Origin of the sequence: Streptomyces griseorubiginosus (genome assembly GCF_036345115.1) — a bacterium.
Lineage (GTDB): Bacteria > Actinomycetota > Actinomycetes > Streptomycetales > Streptomycetaceae > Streptomyces > Streptomyces griseorubiginosus_C.
The window spans coordinates 7,969,617-7,987,713 of sequence record NZ_CP107766.1; the positions used below are offsets into that span (position 1 = coordinate 7,969,617).

An 18,097-nucleotide genomic window follows, 5' to 3' on the forward strand; every position below is an offset into this window, starting at 1 on the left:
GGGTGGATGGTTTTTAAGGTTCCCACCCGCACTACCCGTGCGGCTTTCGTTGTCGGCTGCGGGTGGCCCCTGTGGGGGTGGGCGCCGTCGGCGAGCGGCGGGTCTTCTCGGGCACGGGTGACGGCGAACGTCGCCGTATGGGCTGGACATGCGTCTGCCCTCCCCAGCGTGGGGAGGGCAGAGGTGGGGTGTGGGTCAGCCGTTGCGGGGGCCGGGGAAGGCTGTGGGTCTTGCTTCGTCGCGGAGGGCGGGGCTGCCCGCGGTGGGCTGGGTCGGCATGGAGCGGGCCGCGGGGACCGTGGGGACCGACGGGACCGCGGGGATGCCGGTGTTGACGCTGACCGTGCGGGTTCCCGTCGGCTCCGGGGTGCGCTCGGCCTCGGTCGTGGTCTGCGCCGCGGCCCTGCGGGCACCGTAGCGGCGGTGGACCGCCTGTTTGGTGACCCCGAGGGCGGAACCCACCGCGTCCCACGAGAAGCCGAGCGAGCGGTCGAAGTCGACCGCTGCCGTCACCAGGGTCTCGACGCTGTCCCGCAGTTCCTGTGCGAGACGGACCGTGGGGGCGGGGGCGCGCCCGTAGACGACGAAGCCCGTGGAGGGACCGGAGCGGCGCGGGCGGTAGACGTTGCCCAGCTGGGCGGTCAGCGTGCGCAGTGCGTCCACCTGCCGGCGGACCCGCTCGATGTCCCGCACCAGCAAGTGCAGGCTGGCCCGAGCCTGGGCGTCGTGGGTTGCGTGGTCGGCCATGAACAAGCCTCTCGAACCGGCGTTGAAAAGGACGGGGCCGCGATCGCGGCCCGTTGTGGTCAACTCTTTCTTGACCAACGCGTCTACGCTCCGCTGGTCACGCAATGGGGGCGTACCGGCATATGCGTGCGCCGGGGGTGGGGGGTGCGCGCCTTGGGCCAGGTGGGCGGGGACTGCGTACGGGGGTTCCTCGCGGGGCGTGGCCGCGGCTCGCCATAGACTTGTGCGTTGCCCGTCGTCACCCTCGTCCGAGAGGTCCCGCCCACCCATGAAGCTCGTCTTCGCCGGTACTCCCGAGGTCGCCGTTCCCGCTCTGGACGCTCTCATCGCCTCCGGGCGGCACGAGGTCGCCGCCGTCGTCACGCGGCCGGACGCGCCGGCCGGCCGGGGGCGCAGGCTGGTCGCGAGCCCCGTCGCGGAGCGGGCCGAGGAGACGGGGATCGAGGTGCTCAAGCCCGTCAAGCCGCGGGACCCCGAGTTCCTCGAGCGGCTGCGGGAGATCGCCCCCGACTGCTGCCCCGTCGTCGCCTACGGCGCCCTGCTGCCCCGCGTCGCCCTCGACATCCCCGCCCACGGCTGGGTCAACCTGCACTTCTCGCTGCTGCCCGCCTGGCGTGGGGCCGCTCCCGTGCAGCACTCGATCATGGCCGGCGACGAGATCACGGGGGCCTCGACCTTCCTCATCGAGGAGGGGCTGGACTCCGGGCCCGTCTACGGCACCGTCACCGAGGAGATCCGGCACACCGACACCAGCGGTGACCTGCTGACCCGGCTGGCGTTCGCCGGGGCCGGGCTGCTCGCGGCGACCATGGACGGGATCGCGGACGGCACGCTGAAGGCCGTACCGCAGCCCTCCGAGGGGATCACCGTCGCGCCGAAGATCACCGTCGAGGACGCGCGCGTGGACTGGGCCGCGCCGGCGCTGCGGGTGGACCGGGTGGTGCGGGGGTGCCACCCCTCGCCCGGGGCGTGGACGACGTTCCGTGGTGAGCGGCTCAAGCTGATCCAGGTCCAGCCGGCCACCGACCGGACCGATCTCGCCCCCGGCGCGCTCGCCGTCGGCAAGAACAGCGTCCACGTCGGCACGGGGTCGTACGGCGTCGAACTGCTCTGGGTGCAGGCGCAGGGGAAGAAGCCGATGAAGGCCGCGGACTGGGCGCGGGGGGTCAGGATCTCGGACGGGGAGCGCGTCGGCGGGTGACGCAGGCGCAGGTGCAGGCGGCGCCGGGTACGCGGGGGAGAGGGAACCGGGTCACACAGGGCTGGCCCAGGACCTCGGAGGGCGACGGTGTCCCCGGCGGACGTACTCTTGGGGCGTATCCAGCCCTTATCCCCGGAGCACCTTTTTCGTGAGCGAGCAGCCCAGCCGGTCCGGCGCAACCGGCAAGTCCGGTAAGCCGGGAAAGCCCGGAAAGCCCTACCGTCGGCCCCAGAAGGACCCCGTCCGCATCCTCGCCTTCGAGGCGCTGCGGGCCGTGGACGAGCGGGACGCGTATGCCAACCTCGTTCTGCCGCCGCTGCTGCGCAAGGCGCGGGAGAAGGGCGGCTTCGACGGGCGGGACGCGGCGCTCGCCACCGAGCTCGTCTACGGGACACTGCGTCGCCAGGGGACGTACGACGCGATCATCGCCGAGTGTGTCGACCGGCCGCTGCGCGAGGTCGACCCGCCGGTGCTCGACGTGCTGAGCCTCGGCGCGCACCAGCTGCTGGGGACGCGCATCCCGACGCACGCCGCCGTGTCCGCCACCGTCGAGCTCGCGCGGGTCGTGCTCGGGGACGGACGGGCCAAGTTCGTCAACGCCGTGCTGCGGAAGGTCGCTCAGGACGATCTCGACGGGTGGGTCGCCAAGGTCGCCCCGCCCTATGACGACGACCCCGAGGACCATCTCGCGGTCGTGCACTCCCATCCCCGCTGGGTCGTCTCCGCGCTGTGGGACTCCCTCGGCGGCGGCCGGGCCGGCATCGAGCGCCTGCTGGAGGCCGACAACGAGCGGCCCGAGGTCACGCTCGTCGCCCGGCCGGGCCGGTCCACCACCGAGGAGCTGTCGCGCGAGGAGGCCGCCGCGCCCGGGCGCTGGTCGCCGTACGCCGTACGGCTGGCCGAGGGCGGTGAGCCCGGTGCCGTCGAGGCCGTACGCGAGGGCCGGGCCGGGGTGCAGGACGAGGGCAGTCAGCTCGTCGCGCTGGCCCTCGCGAACGCGCCTCTCGAAGGGCGGGACGAGAAGTGGCTCGACGGGTGTGCGGGGCCGGGTGGCAAGGCCGCGCTGCTCGCCGCGCTCGCCGCCGAGCGGGGGGCGGCGCTGCTGGCCTCCGAGAAGCAGCCGCACCGGGCCGGGCTGGTCGCCAAGGCGCTCGCCGGCAACCCGGGGCCGTATCAGGTCATCGCCGCGGACGGGACCCGGCCGCCCTGGCAACCGGGCAGCTTCGACCGGGTGTTGATGGATGTGCCGTGCACCGGGCTCGGGGCGTTGCGGCGGCGGCCGGAGGCGCGGTGGCGGCGCCGGCCGGAGGATCTGGAGCAGTTCGGGCCGTTGCAGCGGGAGTTGCTGAGCACCGCGTTGGACTCCGTCAGGGTGGGCGGGGTGGTGGGATACGCGACCTGTTCTCCTCATCTTGCGGAGACCCGGGCGGTGGTTCAGGACGTGCTGAAGCAGTGGCCGGCCGCGGAACTGATCGACGCGCGGCCGTTGTTCCCCGGTGTGCCGGAACTCGGTGAGGGGCCCGACGTTCAGTTGTGGCCGCATGTGCACGGGACGGATGCGATGTATATGGCGGTCATTCGCAGGACGGGCTGAGCTAGTCCTGCGTCTGCTGCGCCGTCTCGGCCGGTCGCGCAGTTCCCCGCGCCCCCAGGTCGGCATCGTCCGCCTTGGCAAGACTGTGCGGCCACCAGATCTTCTCGCCCACGTCCAGGAACAACGACGTCACCAGGACCGAGCGGACGATGAAGGTGTCCAGGAGGACGCCCAGGGCCACCGCGAAGCCGATCTCCGCGAAGGCGACCATGGGGAGGGTGCCGAGGGCGGCGAAGGTGCCGGCCAGGACCAGGCCGGCGGAGGTGATGACCGCGCCGGTCGCGGCCAGGCCCGTGACCACGCCCGGCCGTGTGCCGCGGTGGGCCGCCTCCTCCCGGATGCGGGTGGTCAGGAAGATGTTGTAGTCGATGCCGAGGGCGACCAGGAAGACGAAGACGAACAGCGGGAAGTCCGTCGACTCGCCCGCGTAGTCGAACAGGTGGCGGAAGGCCAGGGCGCTGATGCCCAGGGCCGCCGCGAAGGACAGGATCACCGTCCCGATCAGCAGCAGCGGGGCGATCAGGGCGCGCAGCAGGCCGCACAGGATCAGCATCACGACGACCAGCACCAGCGGGATGATCAGGATGTTGTCGTGCGTGGTCGCCTTGTCCATGTCCAGCAGCGAAGCCGTACCGCCGCCGACCTGGGCGTCGGCGTCCGGGATCGCGTGGACGGCGTCCCGGACCCGCTCCACGGTCTGTTTCGCGGCCTCGCTGTCGGCCGGCGCCGTCATCGTCGCCTCGAACAGGACCTTGCCCTCGTACGACGGTTTCGTGCCCGGTGGCAGGCCGAGGGACTCGGGCACCACGCCCCTGGTGCCGGCGACCGCCTCGCCGACCTGGCGTGCCTGGGCCTGGTTGCTGACGATCACCAAGGGGTCGCCGCTGCCCGCCGGGAAGTACTTCGCGGACACCTCCTGGCCGGTGATGGAGTCCGGTTTCCCGGTGAACGCGTCCGCGTTGCCGATGCCCTCGGCGCGCAGCTGGATCAGGCCGAGGGAACAGACCGCGAGGACCAGGGCCGTGATGATCCAGATCATGCGGGGGCGCTGGGCGATCCGGCGGCCGGTGCGGGCCCAGACGCCGGTCTCGATGCGGTCGGGGGCGCCGAAGCGGGGGATGGCCGGCCAGAAGATCCAGCGGCCGAAGATCACCAGCAGGGCCGGGAACAGGGTCATCATCGCCAGCAGGGCGACCGTGACGCCGATCGCGGCGACCGGTCCGAGACCGCGGGTCGAGTTCATCTCGGCGGCCAGCAGCACCAGCATGCTCAGGACGACGGTCGCGCCGGAGGCGAGCACGGCGGGGCCCGCGCGGTGCAGGGCGAGGGCCATCGCCTCGTGGCGGTCCTCGTGGCGGTGCAGTTCCTCGCGGTAGCGGGCGACCAGCAACAGGGCGTAGTCGGTCCCCGCGCCGAACACGAGGACCGTCAGGATGCCCGCGCTCTGGCCGTTGACGGTCAGGCCCGCGTGCTGCGCGAGCAGATAGATGAAGGCCTGCGCGGTGAACAGCGCGGCGATCACCGAGAGCAGCGGGACCAGGAGCAGGGTGGGGCTGCGGAAGGTGATGAGCAGCATCACCACGACCACCGCCATGGCGGACAGCAGCAGGGTCGAGTCGATGCCCTCGAAGGCCTCGGAGAAGTCCGCGGAGGTGCCGCCGGGCCCGGTGATGTGCACGGCGAGCCCGTCGCCGCCCTTGCCCACCACGTCACGGATGGAGTCGACCGCCGGCGCGATCTCCTCCCAGCCCTTCTCGTCCATGGTGATCGGGACGAGGATCTGGGCCGCGCGCGGGTCGTTCTGCCGGTCGTAGATCGGCCCCCGGGTTTCGGCGCCGCGGATGCCGTGCGCGGTCAGCCGCTTGATCTCGGCGACGTCCTTGGCGATCGTGGCCCGTTCCTGCGGGGTCAGGCCGCTGTCGCGCGCGTAGACGACGACCGCGGGGATCTGTTCCGGCCTGAAGTCCTCGGAGATCTGGAGGACTTGGGTCGACTCCGCGGAGCCGGGCAGCCAGGAGGCCGCGTCGTTGTCCTGGGCGTCGGTGAGCTTCGAGGCGAGAGGCGCCGTCAGGAACAGCACCACCAGCCAGAAGGCCAGTACCACCCACTTGGCACGCCGTCCGCAGACGAAGTGCGCGATGCCTCGATTTCCGGTCATGGCCACCCCCGGCGCCACCAGTCGAGTCGAACAGCCGCCCAGCATGGCACGCACAGCTCGTCCACAACATCCGATGAACGGCTTAGGTACGGACCGGCGCGCCCCGTCGCGCCCCGGCATGGGAGGCTTGGGGTATGGCCGCGCAGATCAATCCCAGCATCCTGTCCGCCGACTTCGCCCGCCTCGCGGACGAGGCGAAGGCGGTGGAAGGAGCCGACTGGCTCCACGTCGACGTCATGGACAACCATTTCGTCCCGAACCTCACGCTCGGGGTGCCGGTCGTAGAGTCGCTGGCCCGTGCGACGGACACCCCGCTGGACTGCCATCTGATGATCGAGGCCCCCGATCGCTGGGCGCCCCAGTACGTAGAGGCGGGGGCCTCCTCCGTCACCTTCCACGTGGAGGCGGCCGCCGCTCCGGTCCGGCTCGCCCGGGAGATCCGGGCCAAGGGCGCGCGCGCCTCCATGGCGCTGAGGCCCGCGACGCCGATCGAGCCGTACGAGGACCTGCTCCCCGAGCTCGACATGCTGCTGATCATGACCGTCGAGCCCGGTTTCGGGGGACAGGCGTTCCTCGACATCATGCTCCCCAAGATTCGCCGGACCCGCGAGTTGATCAGCAAGCACGGCCTCGAGCTGTGGCTCCAGGTCGACGGTGGGGTCTCGGCGGCCACCATCGAGCGCTGCGCGGACGCGGGCGCCGATGTCTTCGTCGCGGGGTCCGCGGTGTACGGGGCGTCCGACCCGGCAGAAGCGGTACGTGCATTGCGCAACCAAGCCGAGGGGGCGATCACCAAGGCCTCGTGGGCGTGCGACCACTGAGCGTCAGGAACGTGAACGGCTCCGATCAGGGCTGATCAAGTGCGCCGGATCTGCAAGGATGAACGGCGAATCCAGAGTGTGAACAGCAGTGAGGAGATCGCCGTGTCGGGTATGTCGGCGGGCCGGTCAGCCATGCGGATGGGACCCGCTGAGCTGGTGCAGGCGGCGGCCATGGCCCGCCGCTTCTACCTCGAGGGCAAATCCAAGATCCAGATCGCCGAGGAGTTCGGCGTCAGCCGCTTCAAGGTGGCCCGGGTCCTGGAGACCGCCCTCGAACGGGATCTCGTGCGGATCGAGATCCGCGTGCCGGCCGAACTGGACGCCGAGCGCTCCGACGCGCTCCGCGCCCGCTACGGCCTCAGGCACGCCGTGGTTGTCGAGTCGCCGGCCGAGGCCCAGGACTCGCCCGACCCCGAGAACCTCGGAGAAGTGGCCGCCGACCTGCTCGGCGAGCTGGTGAACGAAGGGGATGTGCTGGGACTGGCGTGGGGCCGGTCCACCATCCACATGGCGGCGGCGCTGGACCGGCTGCCGCCGTGCACGGTCGTGCAGTTGACGGGTGTCTACGACGCCGGGACCGCCGAGCGCGGTTCGGTGGAGGCGGTGCGGCGGGCCGCCCAGGTGTCCGGCGGGGACGCCCACCCCATCTACGCGCCGATGCTGCTGCCGGACGCGGCCACCGCGGCGGCGCTGCGCAACCAGACCGGGATCGCCCGGGCCTTCGAGTACTTCGACAAGGTCACGGTCGCCTGTGTCTCCATCGGCTCCTGGGAGCCCGGCATCTCCACGGTGCACGACATGCTCAGCGACGAGGAGCGCGGCCACTACGCCTCGCTCGGTGTCGCCGCCGAGATGTCCGCGCACCTCTTCGACGCCGAGGGCCGCCGGGTCGGGCGGGACCTGGGCGAGCGGTGCATCACCGTCAAGGCCGACCAGCTCCGCCGTATCCCCGAGGTCGTCGCGATCGCGGGCGGGCAGCGGAAGGCGGCCGCGATCGACGCGGTGCTGCGGTCGGGGCTCGTCACCAGCCTGGTGACGGACACCTCCGCCGCGGACTCCCTGATGACGGCGGGCCCCACACCCAAGCCGGCCCTCAACAGGGCGGACCCGGACGGGGCCTGACGGGCAGTCATACGGAGACGGACGTGGCGGCATCGGACGGGTGCTGCTGCGGTCCGTCTCTCGCGCGCTGTCGGGGTGGGTCCTGTTCCGTGAACCCTCGTCACTGCGAAGAAGGGCGACCGGGACTGAGCAGGCCCGTTCCGGGGCCGCCGTTTCCGTACCGGCCCCAGGGATTCTCCCGGGGTTGTACCCGAGGCGGCGGCGCGGCTGCGGCTCCTAAGGTCGGCGGTCCCCAGCCAGGCATCACGTCTGGTGGATGGGGACCGCCGAGCTTAGGAGCCGCAGCCCCATGAGTACTTCCGCCCGCCGCCCCGCCGCCGCAGACCGTGTTGCGGCGCGGTCCCTGAGGATCGCCGACGAGAGCGCCTTCACCAAAGCCGTCGACGGCTCCCGCACGGTCGCCGCGCTCTACTTCTACCTGGAGCTGGACGTGCTGGTCGGCTGCGCCCGCCTCGTCGCCGCCGACTTCTTCGCCCGCCCGCACCTGTACACCAGCCTGGGCGACGGCCGGCTTGCCGCACGGATCGCCGAGTTCCACGCCCGGCACGGCCACGACGAACGGATTCCGGATGCGGCCCAGCGCGCCGAGGTCTACCGGGCCGTTTTCGGGGCTTTTGCCGAGAGTCGCACGGGCTGCTCACCGCACCGGTACGCCCGTGCCGGCTCGGACTTCCCCAAACTCACCGAGGAGTTCGTCGCCGCCTGTACCGCGTTCGCAGAGCGGGTCTTCGACACCGGCGAGGCGATGTTGCGTGAACGGGTCCGGATCGCTCACCGCCCGTTACGCGGCTACCTGGCCGGTATCGCGGGTGACGCGCTGACCTGGTGCACCGAGGAGGCCGCCGCCTCTGTCGCCCGTGACCGCGCGTACCCGATCCTGCGGGACTCCGGGATCGCCGCCGTCTTCGGGATCCCCACCGCCCCGCGCGGCGACTGGCCGTACGCAGCCGACCCCACTGCCGACAAGCTCGTCGAGGAGATCAGTCACCGTCTCGCACCCGGCCCGCACCTCGGTGAGGGGGTACCGGCGCTCACTCGCGAAGGCGCCAGTCGCCGGCAGCGCGCCGCGGTACGCGGGACCGAGGCGCTCGTCGCCGTGCTCGACACACCCGACGACGCCTCCCCCGAACAGCTCGACGAGCTGATCACCCGCGGCTACACCTGGGGCTCCGCCCTCGCCGAACTGGGCCCGGCGGTCCACCGAGCCGCCCTGCCCGCCCTGCCGTCGCAGATCTCGGAGGCCTGACCTGTGTCCACCGACCAGGAACCCGTCCTCACGTTCATGGTGCTGCGCGCTCCGGAGACGGTGCCGTCACCCGCACTGCGCCGCCGATACATCCACGACGACACTCTGGTCTCACCCGACCAGAACGTGGTCCGCCGCGCTGCCGTCGACCTGCACACCGAGAAGTCCCCGTCACGCGTGGGCCGGATCGTCCACACGGCCGTGCATTGCTGCCCCGAGAAGAACGACACGCAGGACGGCACCACGGGCGGCGGCGTCACGGACGACGGCGCCGTGACCGGGCCCGCCACGGCCGGCGAGGTCATCGACCGTCGAGTGCCGCAAGGCACCGGGATGGTCGAGGCCGCCACGGTCGGCGGCCGGACTCCGGAGGTGATGAGTGACATCACCGTGGACCAGAGCACCACGGATGACCCTGCCCCGGATCACCGCCCTGCCGACGCACCCTGCGTGGATCAGCCCCGCACCGAGGCCGAACGCCTGGCCGCCCTCGTCGACGCCCTCCTCGCCGAAGGTACCGTGCACGCCGACCCCTGCGCCCCGGGCGGTGTCTACACCCACGGCCCGGTCCTCGTGCCGTACCCTCTCGAACACCTCGACCATTACACCCGCATCATCCGAGGCGGCAAAGAGCACCTGGTCACCGACCGGCTGGAACTGCTGCCGCCGCAGGCCCTGTTGCGCGAGATCGCCGCCGCCCGTCCGCTCCTCGACCGCGAACGCGAGGCCTTCGATCTCGACCGCCTCACCACCGCCCTGGAGGCCCTCTTCCGTACCCGCCTGCGCGACCTCGTCCTCGCTGCCGACGGCGGCCACACCAGCGCCTACCGGAACGCCAAGCGCACCTTCTTCGACGCCCTGTACCGCCTGTACGTACTGCGTCGCGTCGCGCCCGCGCTCTCCCTGGAGCACCTCATCGCCGGTCTGCGCACCCTGCATGTCCTGGAGGCCCTCGCCCTCGACCAGGTGGTGGCCGAGTCCGTACGGAGCGGCCGCGTCGACGGCGCCGAGCGTGCCCTGCTCGCCGCGCTCGCCGCCGACCACCCGGGCTTGCGTGGGTGGACCCTGTGCGGCCCGCCCGACGGGTTCCCGCTGCTCCCCGACGGTGACACCGCCCGGTTCCTGCAGACCGCCGACGCCACCCCTGTCGTCCACCCGGTCTTCGCCCGACTCTTCCGCCACACCACCCCCTTCAATGACCTGCGGCCCATCGGGATCGGCGATCTCAAGGTCGTACGGCAGCGGTTGACCGCGTACCGGCCGGGCGAGATCTCGCACATCCACAACGTCCTCAAGGGAGAACGCAAGACCCGCACCCATCGCCGCCTCGAACGTACCGACGAGACCTTCGCCAGTACCGTCACGCGGGGCGAGGAGAGCTCCCGGGAGACCCAGTCCACCCAGCGCATGGAGATCAAGAAGGAGGCGGAGGAGGTGGTGAAGTCACAGCTCGGCATCACCGCCAACGCCTCGGTCTCCTACAAGAACGACATGGTGGTCGCCACCGTGGGGGCGGGCCTGTCCTACCAGCGCTCCACCGACGACACCAGGCGGGCCGCGCAGAATTTCGCCCGCGAGGTGATCGACAAGGCGGTGCAGCGGGTCACCAGCCAGACCGTCACACAGCGCTCCACCGTCAAGCGGTTCGAGACCGAGGAGAAGAACCTCCAGACCTTCACCAACACCAGCGGCGGCCATCTCTCGGGCATGTACCGCTGGGTCGACAAGGAGTACACCGCGCAGGTCTACTCGTACGGCAAGCGGTTGATGTTCGAGTTCCTGGTGCCGCAGCCCGCCGAGTTCTGGATCCGCGCCCGACTGCGGTCCTACGGCGACACCCTCGCCGTGCCGCAGCCTCCCACCCCGAAGCCGCTGCGCACAGCAGCCGAACTCCCCTTCAAGAGCGGGGAGATCGACGAGGCGATGTACGACAAGCTGCGCACCGAGTACGAACTGGAACACCTGCCGTATCCGCCGCCTGTCCGGCGCCGCCTGCTCCGTGACGCGACCGGCCGGGACGCCGTCTTCTCCAGGAAGGACGTGCCCAACGAACCCCGCCACCCGTACTTCGCCTTCGACTGCGTGATCGATGGTGCCCAGGGCTACCAGCTGACCAAGGCGATCACGTACTGGCAGCACACCTACCGTGGTGACAGCGACAAGGAGCACCCCAACGGCTTCACCCTCTTCCTCGACCAGCGGCGGCTCTACCACAAGGAAGAGGCGATCAGGTACTGGCACGGGAACGGCCACACGGGCCCGCCCGAGGAAGCGATCACCTTCACCGATGACCACGTCACCTTCGTCGCGGCGTTCCGCGAGTACCTGCAGGAGTACTGGTTCCACATCGAGCTGGAACTGACCAGGCCGCAGGCGCTGTACGAGAAGTGGCAGCGCAACGTTTACCACGTGGTGCTCGCCGCCGAGCAGAAGAGGCTGGACGACGACTTCGCCGAACTGCGCACCACGTACCAGGCCGAACTCGCCGAGTACCAGGACCGGATCGACCAGGTGAAGGCGGTCACCGTGGACGAACTGCTCGGCGGACGCCCCAGCGGCGCCAACCGGCAGATCATGGACGAGGAGATCAAGAAGCATTGTCTGACGCTGATCACCAAGGAGTTCGACACGGACGCCTCGGACGATCTGCTCGTCGACCTGACCCTGGACGCCCTGAAGGAGCGGACCGTGGCGCCGTGGCACACCAGCTACGAGGTGAAGGAGGCACAGAACCTCGAAGGCCGGACCGCGGTGCAGTTCACCCACGAAAAGGGCACGGAGATGAAGCTGCCCACGCTCGCCATCGCCGAGACCCGGGGCCGCGGCCGGATCGTCCAGTTCCTGGAGCAGGCCTTCGAGTGGCCGCATCTGTCGTATCTCTGCTACCCGTACTTCTGGGCCGAGATGCCGCGCTGGATCGAGCTGATGAACCGCTCGGACGACACCGACCCCGACTTCGCCGCCTTCCTGCGGGCCGGCATGGCCCGCGTCCTGGTCGCCGTCACCCCTGGCTACGAGGACGCCGTCCTGCACTACCTGGCCACCCGCGAACCCTGGTCCGGCGGCCCCACCCCGGTCATCGGCGACCCGCTCTTCCTGCCGCTCCACGACGAGATCCGCAAACACACCGACGACCTGCGCGGCGGCGAACCCGAAGGCGACCCGTGGACGTACACCGTTCCCACCACCCTGGTCCACCTCCACCACAGCGAGGACCCGCTGCCGGACCTCTCGGCCGAGAACGAGCGGGGTGCGCGGTCATGACGATGTTCGTACGGATCGACCCCCGGCTGCCGTACGGGTCCGGTGGCGGCGTGAAGGACGGCACCCGTCCGCCCGCTCCGGGCGAGACCGCCGTCCAACTGCTGTACGAGGGGTTCCTCGCGGAGTACGAGGAAGCGTGGAAGGCGTGGCGGTGGCCGTCCCACCCGGTGCTCTGGCTGGACCGGGTCGAGGAGTACCGGGACCCGAAGGAGAGCGACGACGGTGAGGTCCGCTCCACCCCGCTGCCGCCCGGCACCCGGATCACCGTGGACGCCACGCTGCTCGGCAGCCTCGCCTATCTGTACGCGGCACACGGCTGGGACGCCCTGCGGTTGGTGGCGCGCAGGGCGTACCAGTCGGCCTTGGCGCCGAGCATCAGGACCGCGGCGGCGGGTGCGCGCCCGTCCTTGCACGAGAGTGCCGCACTGTTCGTGTCGCGCACCGTCCTGCTGCTGGGGCGTGCGGTGCGGGATGCGCTGATCCCGCTGGAGACAAGGGCCGCGGAGCTGCTCACCGGGCAGTTGCGGGAGACGGAGCGGCTGGCCGCGCAGACCTTGAAACAGTTCGAGGTCGACGAGATCGAACCGGACATGGTGCACCGGATGGAGGCGACGTTCCGGATCGGCAATGACGACCTCCTGCAGGAGGTCCACGCCCGCCTGCGGGCTGTCGCCCGGAATCTGGAGGAGATCGGCCACCGGGCGGGCAGGCGCGAGCGTGTCGCACGGGGTGGGCTGAGTAACCGGCTGATGACGGAGGAGCAACGTGCGCGGGGGCGGACGGAGACCCTGCTGGCCTCCTTCGACCGGGAAATCGCGCGGTACCAAGCGATCGTCTCCGAACTGACCGCGACCGACCTGTTCACCAAGACCTGTCCGCTCGCGCTGATCGCGCTCGGCATGATGGACAGCAGTACCTTCGCCTCCACGCTGGGCGAGCGCCTGGTCACGGCGCTCAACCACCTGAAAGCGCTGTCGGGTTGGCTCATCACGGTGAAGCCCGGCGGGCAGATCGGCGCACTGCCACCGCCCCAGCTCCCCGGTGCGCCGGTGTACGAGCCCGGCCCCGGCCCGGAGCGGCAGGTGATCGCCGCCGCTCTCGCCGGCGGGGAGCGCTGGGCGCCCATGCTGCAGCTCCCCGTCTGGGACGCGCTGATCGACGACCCGCTGTTCGACGGTGACGACTGGATCCGCCTGGTCGCCTGCCGCTACCGCGACGCGCTCGCCGCGCGGATCGAGGCCGAGGAGCGGCGCACGGCGCAGGACGAGTCGTTCTTCGCGCGGCTCGGCTGGATCGCCGCGCTGCTCTCGGTGCTCGCCCTGGTCCTCGCGCCGGTCGGCGGGCTGCTGGTGCTCGCCCTCAGTGTCGGGGCCGCGGCGATGGGGCTGGCGGTCGCCGTCCACCAGGTGTCCGCCGTCGTACGAGGCGCGTACGACACCTCGCCGCTGCTGGCGGTGCAGGTGGACGGTGACGCAAGACTCGGACTCGCCGAGCTCGCGAGGATCGGGCAGATCGCCGACTTCCGGATGCGGGCGCTCGGCGAGACCCTGACCGAGATCGCTGTCGAACAGATCGCCCAGCTCGCCGGGGCCAGCCTTGTGGCACTGGGCAGGGCCCTCGACGCCCGGGACCTCATGGGGGATCTGGACACATTGATGACGACCGCTCATCCGGCCGGTGAGGGGGAGCCGGAACCTGGGGAAGCGGATTCTCCCGGCCGGACCGGGGGCCACCGCAAGGACGGCGGCGGGGCCGGGAACGGGAGTGCCGGCGAGGCCGGGGGCGGCTCCGACTCCGGGAGCGGGGGCGGTTCCCCCGCGGAAGCCGGCTCGGGACCCGGCGGTGGGCGCTGATGGCCGGCGGCACCAAGTCCGGCGGCAAGAAACCCGCCATGCCGCCCGGGATCACCGCGAGCTCCCCGGTCCATCTCGCGCACCGCACCCATCTGGACGCGGGACTCGCTGTCCTCAGCTCCAGGAAGGGCGGGTTCGGGACCACCCGGTCCGCGGACCGGCGCAGGGCCCTGGTGACCGGTGTGCCCGGCGCGCTCCTGCGCTTCTTGTCCACCGGACAGGGCACGCCCGGGGGCCGGGCCGCGTTCCGGGACGCTCTGAAGGAGGCTGGTGTGGACCCCCGTCACGTCGGCCTGAACAGCCTGGACGAGATGGCGGCAGCCTTCGAGGACTGGGCCGTCCAGCGTGCGGTGCGTTTCCATCGTTACTCCGCGGCCCAGCTCGCCGTTCCGCGCAGGACCGACCGGCTGGTCGGCCTGCTCGGCGAATCGGTGATCGCCCGTCATCCCGGGGTGGTCACCACGCTCCGCGCGCAGGCCCATGTGCAGTGGAGCCGCGCGGCCACGCAACTCGCGGACGGCGGCGCCGAGTTCGTCCGCGGTGACGGCACCCTCGTACACCTGGAAGGCGGAGTCCTGGCCGAGCCCACCCTCGCCGTCCGCCTGGAGCTGTACGAGGGCAACCGCTGGCGCCCCGCCACCGACCAGGTGTGGCCCAGTACGTACACCGTGGGCAACAGGACGGTCGCCCACTACTTCTCGCTGCTCAACGAACTCAAGCTGCACGAGGTCGACCCCGCCCAGCTCTTCGAGGTCGAGGGCCGCGTCCGCCGCGCCGACGCGGTGCGCTGGACCGATCAGGCCTCCGGGCGCCCGGTCGGTGTCCGCAAGGAGGAGGTCCTGTTCCGCCGCAACGTCGAGGACCGGGTCCTCATCGTCGGCAGCCTCCGCGAGCAGCAGCCCGTCCGTGAACTCGTCCCTCGGCTGTACCACCAGAAGTACCCCTACCTGCTGCTCGACGCCGACCTCGAAATCCCCTGGCTCCGCGACCTGTACAAACTTCTCAGCCGCTGAACCACCGGGCGAGCGCGGTCCGTGAGCAGATGCCGAACTTGGCGTACACATGCCCCAGGTGGTACTCGATCGTCTTCGGGCTGAGCAGCAGCTCGCGGGCCACCTGCCGGTTGGTGAGGCCTGAAGCCACCAGCCGGGCAACCGCCAGCTCCTGCGGCGTGAGCCCGGACTCGTTGCGCGGCGGCCGCTCGGCCGGTCGGCCGCACGCGATCAACTCCCTCGCACACCGGTCGAGATACGGTACGGCCGCCAGCTCGCTGAACCGATCGCGCGCCGTCTCCAGTGCGTGCGCCGCGCGGGAGCGGCGGCCGATGCGACGCAACCAGGTGCCGTGCGCATACTGGGCGAGGCCTTCGTCCCAGGGGCCTTCGGCGTCCTCCACGGCCCGGGTGAACGCGGCCTCGGCGCGGTCCCGTTCGCCCCTGGCGGCGGCCAGCGCGCCTTCGGCGCGCGCCAGCGCCGCCAGTGCGGCGGTGTGCCCGCGCTCCTCGGCCCGCCGACGGTACGTGTGCAGCAGGCCGGCGGCCCGGTCAGGGCTGCCCAGGTGGGCCAACGCCTCGGCGAGGAGCGGCGGCCAGGGAAAGATCCCCGGCTCGTCCACGCTGTCCCGGTGTCCGAGGCCCGGCCCGGCCAGTGGTTCCAGCGCTGCCACCACCCCCGCGGGGTCCCCGGCCGCCATCCGTAACTGAGCCTGGGCGCAGGCCGCGTACGTCCGGTCGCTGGCATCCCCCAGTTCCGTCGCGTACGCCACTGACGCCCTGACATGGACCCGGGCCGCCTCGGTCGCACCGCGTCCGGCCAGTGGCGCCGCCGCGATGGCGTGTGCGAACGCCGACAGCCACCGCTGATCGGTGTCCTCCAGCAGCGACACCGCCTGATCCGCGTGTGCCGTGGCGGCGTCCCACTCCCCGGCCCGGAACTCGGCCTCCGCACGGAAGATCAGTGCGAGCAGCCCCCGCCCGGCCGGACCGTGCCGCAGATGCGCGTCCTGGGCCCGGGCAAGGACCCTGCAGGCCTCGACGGGGCGGCCGGACCACAGGCGCAGCACTCCGTGGGCGAAGAGGCCGTCGTGCGGGGCCGGAGGACCGGAGCGGGAGGCGGCGGCGGTCTGCGCGTCCGTGCTGCCATCGGCGGGCGTTCCGGCCGGACCCCGTTCCCGCACGGCGGTCCGGGCCAGGCCTTCGGGCAGGCGCCCGCTCAAGGCGAGTGCCAGCCCCAGCGCGTCGCGGGCACTCTCCGCGCCGGTCGCGCGGTACGCCCAACGGGTTGCGTCGACGCCGTCTCCGCGGATCAGCGCGAGCCAGGCGAGTTGTTCGGCGGCACGGCAGGACAGGCCCGGCGGGTCGTCGGAGCCGCGCCGGTACCAAGCGGCGGTGAGCAGGACCGTGGCCTCCTCCTGACGGCCCGAGACCAGCGCCAGCCGGCCCAGGACGTAGCGGCGTTGCGCGGTGTCGGGCAGCGGCAGCAGTTCCGGCTCCATGGCCTGCGCCTGGGACACGTCACCGGCGAGGAGCAGCGCCTCGGCGCAGGCCAGCAGGTGACGCGCGCGGGCGCCGGACCCGGGGGACAGCCGAGCCGCCTCGTGCAGCCGTCCGGCAGCCGCGGCCCACGCACCGGCGGTGCCCAACTCATCGGCGCAGGCCGCGAGTTCCTGCGCCAGCGCTGCATCCGGCCCGGTCGACGACGCCACTCGGTGCCGCAGCCGGGTCGCTTGGTCCCCCGCCGACGCCGCCGCCGCGCGATGCAGTGCGATCCGCGGCCCGGGCCCGAGCCCCTGGTACACTGCGGCCCGCAGCAGCGGGTGCGTGAACGCCGACTCCGGATTGCCGCCCACCGTGCGTTCCACAAGCAGCCCCGCGGCCACCGCCTCCTGCAACGCGGCGTCCGCCCGGCCGTCCTCACCGGCCAGTTGAGCGGCCCGGTGCAGGGGGAAGGCTGCCCCCAGTACGCTTCCCGCCTCCACCAACCGTCGCGCCCCCGCCCCGCACGACCCCAACGCCCGCTCCACCAGCAGCGCATGGTCTCGCGGGACCGGCAGCGGACCGTCCGCCACCAGCACATCCACCGGTACCTGCCGCAGTACAGCCCCCGCGTACAGCGGATTGCCGCCCGTGTGCGCGTGCAGCCGCTCCGCCGCCCGGGTCGGCAGCGGTGTGCCGGGCAGCGCACGCAAGGCGGACGCACTGAGTCCGGACAGTGGCAGCCGAGCCGTACGGTCGTCCGAGAACAACCGACGCAGCCCCGTGGGCAGTCGAGCCTCGGTCTCCTCGCGCACCGCGAGCACCGTCAGTACCCGGTCCACCCGCAGCCGCCGCAGGGCGAAGGTCAGGGCATGCAGCGACGGCGTGTCGGCCCACTGCACGTCGTCCACGCACACCACCAGCACCGTGCACCGCTCCTGGGCACGCCCGAGCATTTCCAACAGCCACGCACCTGCGGCCAGCGGATCCGCTTCGGTGGCCACCTCCTCGTCCCCGCCGAGCTGCCACAACACCCCGTACGGCAGCCCGATCTCGTTCTCCTCCCCACTCGCCTCCAGCAGTCCCGCACCTCGCTCCCGGCAAGCCCACCCCATGAGGTCCCGGACCAGCGCGGTCTTGCCGATCCCCGCCTCCCCGCTCACCACGGCCATCTGGGGCAGCCCGTCGGCAGCCCGTCCCAGCCGGTCCCGCAACACGGTCCTCTCCTGCGTGCGTCCGGCAAGCCGCGGCGCGGATCCCTCCCCGCCCGGGTCACCCGCCCTGCCATGGCCTGCCGCGTATCCGCCGCCGCCCGCCGTCCCGCTCTTCTCGATGTCCCACCCCTGCACAGGCCACCCCCCGTCGTCCCGGCCGGCTCCGTCACCAGGCCGCCCCGCACCCGCCCATTTCGCACGGTAGCGCCGGGACTCCTCCTTCCGCCGTCCTCCGGACGAGGGGAGGACGGGCGTTCGCGGATCGTTCGCACGCTCGGGTAACGTCTTTTTGTAAGGCAGGTTCCTGCCCGACACGGGAGCCCCCGCACCTCTTCGGAGGATTACATGATCGCGGGGGTGTTTTGCTGTGTCTTCGTGGGAATGACCTGCGACATTTCGCATGA

Annotated in this window: 11 protein-coding genes; 8 read left to right on the plus strand and 3 right to left on the minus strand. The window is 71.7% G+C overall.

Going from position 1 to position 18,097, the window contains the following annotated elements; genetic code table 11:
• Positions 1-195 precede the first annotated feature (195 nt).
• On the minus strand, positions 196-747 hold the full coding sequence (locus OHN19_RS36045) for a hypothetical protein (RefSeq protein WP_330268200.1): 552 nt from the start codon (positions 745-747) through the stop codon (positions 196-198).
• Between the two features lie 268 nt (positions 748-1,015).
• On the opposite strand from OHN19_RS36045, the gene fmt reads away from it, so the two are divergent.
• Positions 1,016-1,948: a methionyl-tRNA formyltransferase gene (fmt, locus tag OHN19_RS36050; RefSeq protein WP_330268201.1), complete on the plus strand. Its 933-nt coding sequence runs from the start codon at positions 1,016-1,018 to the stop codon at positions 1,946-1,948.
• Between the two features lie 148 nt (positions 1,949-2,096).
• Positions 2,097-3,542 (plus strand): RsmB/NOP family class I SAM-dependent RNA methyltransferase, encoded by a 1,446-nt coding sequence (locus OHN19_RS36055; RefSeq protein WP_330268202.1) that lies wholly within the window; start codon positions 2,097-2,099, stop codon positions 3,540-3,542.
• Between the two features lies 1 nt (position 3,543).
• On the opposite strand, the gene OHN19_RS36060 is transcribed toward OHN19_RS36055, so the two are convergent.
• Positions 3,544-5,700, minus strand: a complete 2,157-nt coding sequence (locus tag OHN19_RS36060; protein WP_330268203.1) for an MMPL family transporter — start codon at positions 5,698-5,700, stop codon at positions 3,544-3,546.
• Positions 5,701-5,834: 134 nt separating this feature from the next.
• Between OHN19_RS36060 and rpe the strand changes: the two genes are divergently transcribed.
• From rpe to OHN19_RS36090, 6 genes are all read left to right on the plus strand, one after another.
• Positions 5,835-6,521: a ribulose-phosphate 3-epimerase gene (rpe, locus tag OHN19_RS36065; protein ID WP_330268204.1), complete on the plus strand. Its 687-nt coding sequence runs from the start codon at positions 5,835-5,837 to the stop codon at positions 6,519-6,521.
• A gap of 78 nt (positions 6,522-6,599) precedes the next feature.
• A complete protein-coding gene (locus OHN19_RS36070) occupies positions 6,600-7,643 on the plus strand; it encodes a sugar-binding domain-containing protein (RefSeq protein WP_330268205.1) in 1,044 nt (347 codons plus the stop codon).
• A 289-nt stretch (positions 7,644-7,932) separates the two neighbouring features.
• Positions 7,933-8,889 carry a hypothetical protein gene (locus tag OHN19_RS36075; protein WP_330268206.1) on the plus strand — a complete coding sequence of 319 codons (957 nt, stop codon included), beginning with the start codon at positions 7,933-7,935 and terminating at the stop codon, positions 8,887-8,889.
• A 3-nt stretch (positions 8,890-8,892) separates the two neighbouring features.
• Positions 8,893-12,153 carry a hypothetical protein gene (locus tag OHN19_RS36080; protein WP_330268207.1) on the plus strand — a complete coding sequence of 1,087 codons (3,261 nt, stop codon included), beginning with the start codon at positions 8,893-8,895 and terminating at the stop codon, positions 12,151-12,153.
• Positions 12,150-14,006 (plus strand): hypothetical protein, encoded by a 1,857-nt coding sequence (locus OHN19_RS36085; protein ID WP_330268208.1) that lies wholly within the window; start codon positions 12,150-12,152, stop codon positions 14,004-14,006. The genes OHN19_RS36080 and OHN19_RS36085 overlap by 4 nt, the downstream gene beginning before the upstream one ends.
• Entirely contained in the window at positions 14,006-15,019 is a 1,014-nt protein-coding gene (locus OHN19_RS36090) for a hypothetical protein (RefSeq protein WP_330268209.1), read from the plus strand. Before OHN19_RS36085 ends, OHN19_RS36090 begins: the two co-directional genes overlap by 1 nt.
• On the opposite strand, the gene OHN19_RS36095 is transcribed toward OHN19_RS36090, so the two are convergent.
• Positions 15,009-18,095 (minus strand): helix-turn-helix transcriptional regulator, encoded by a 3,087-nt coding sequence (locus OHN19_RS36095; RefSeq protein ID WP_330268210.1) that lies wholly within the window; start codon positions 18,093-18,095, stop codon positions 15,009-15,011. The two genes, OHN19_RS36090 and OHN19_RS36095, sit on opposite strands and share 11 nt — an antisense overlap.
• Positions 18,096-18,097 lie beyond the last annotated feature (2 nt).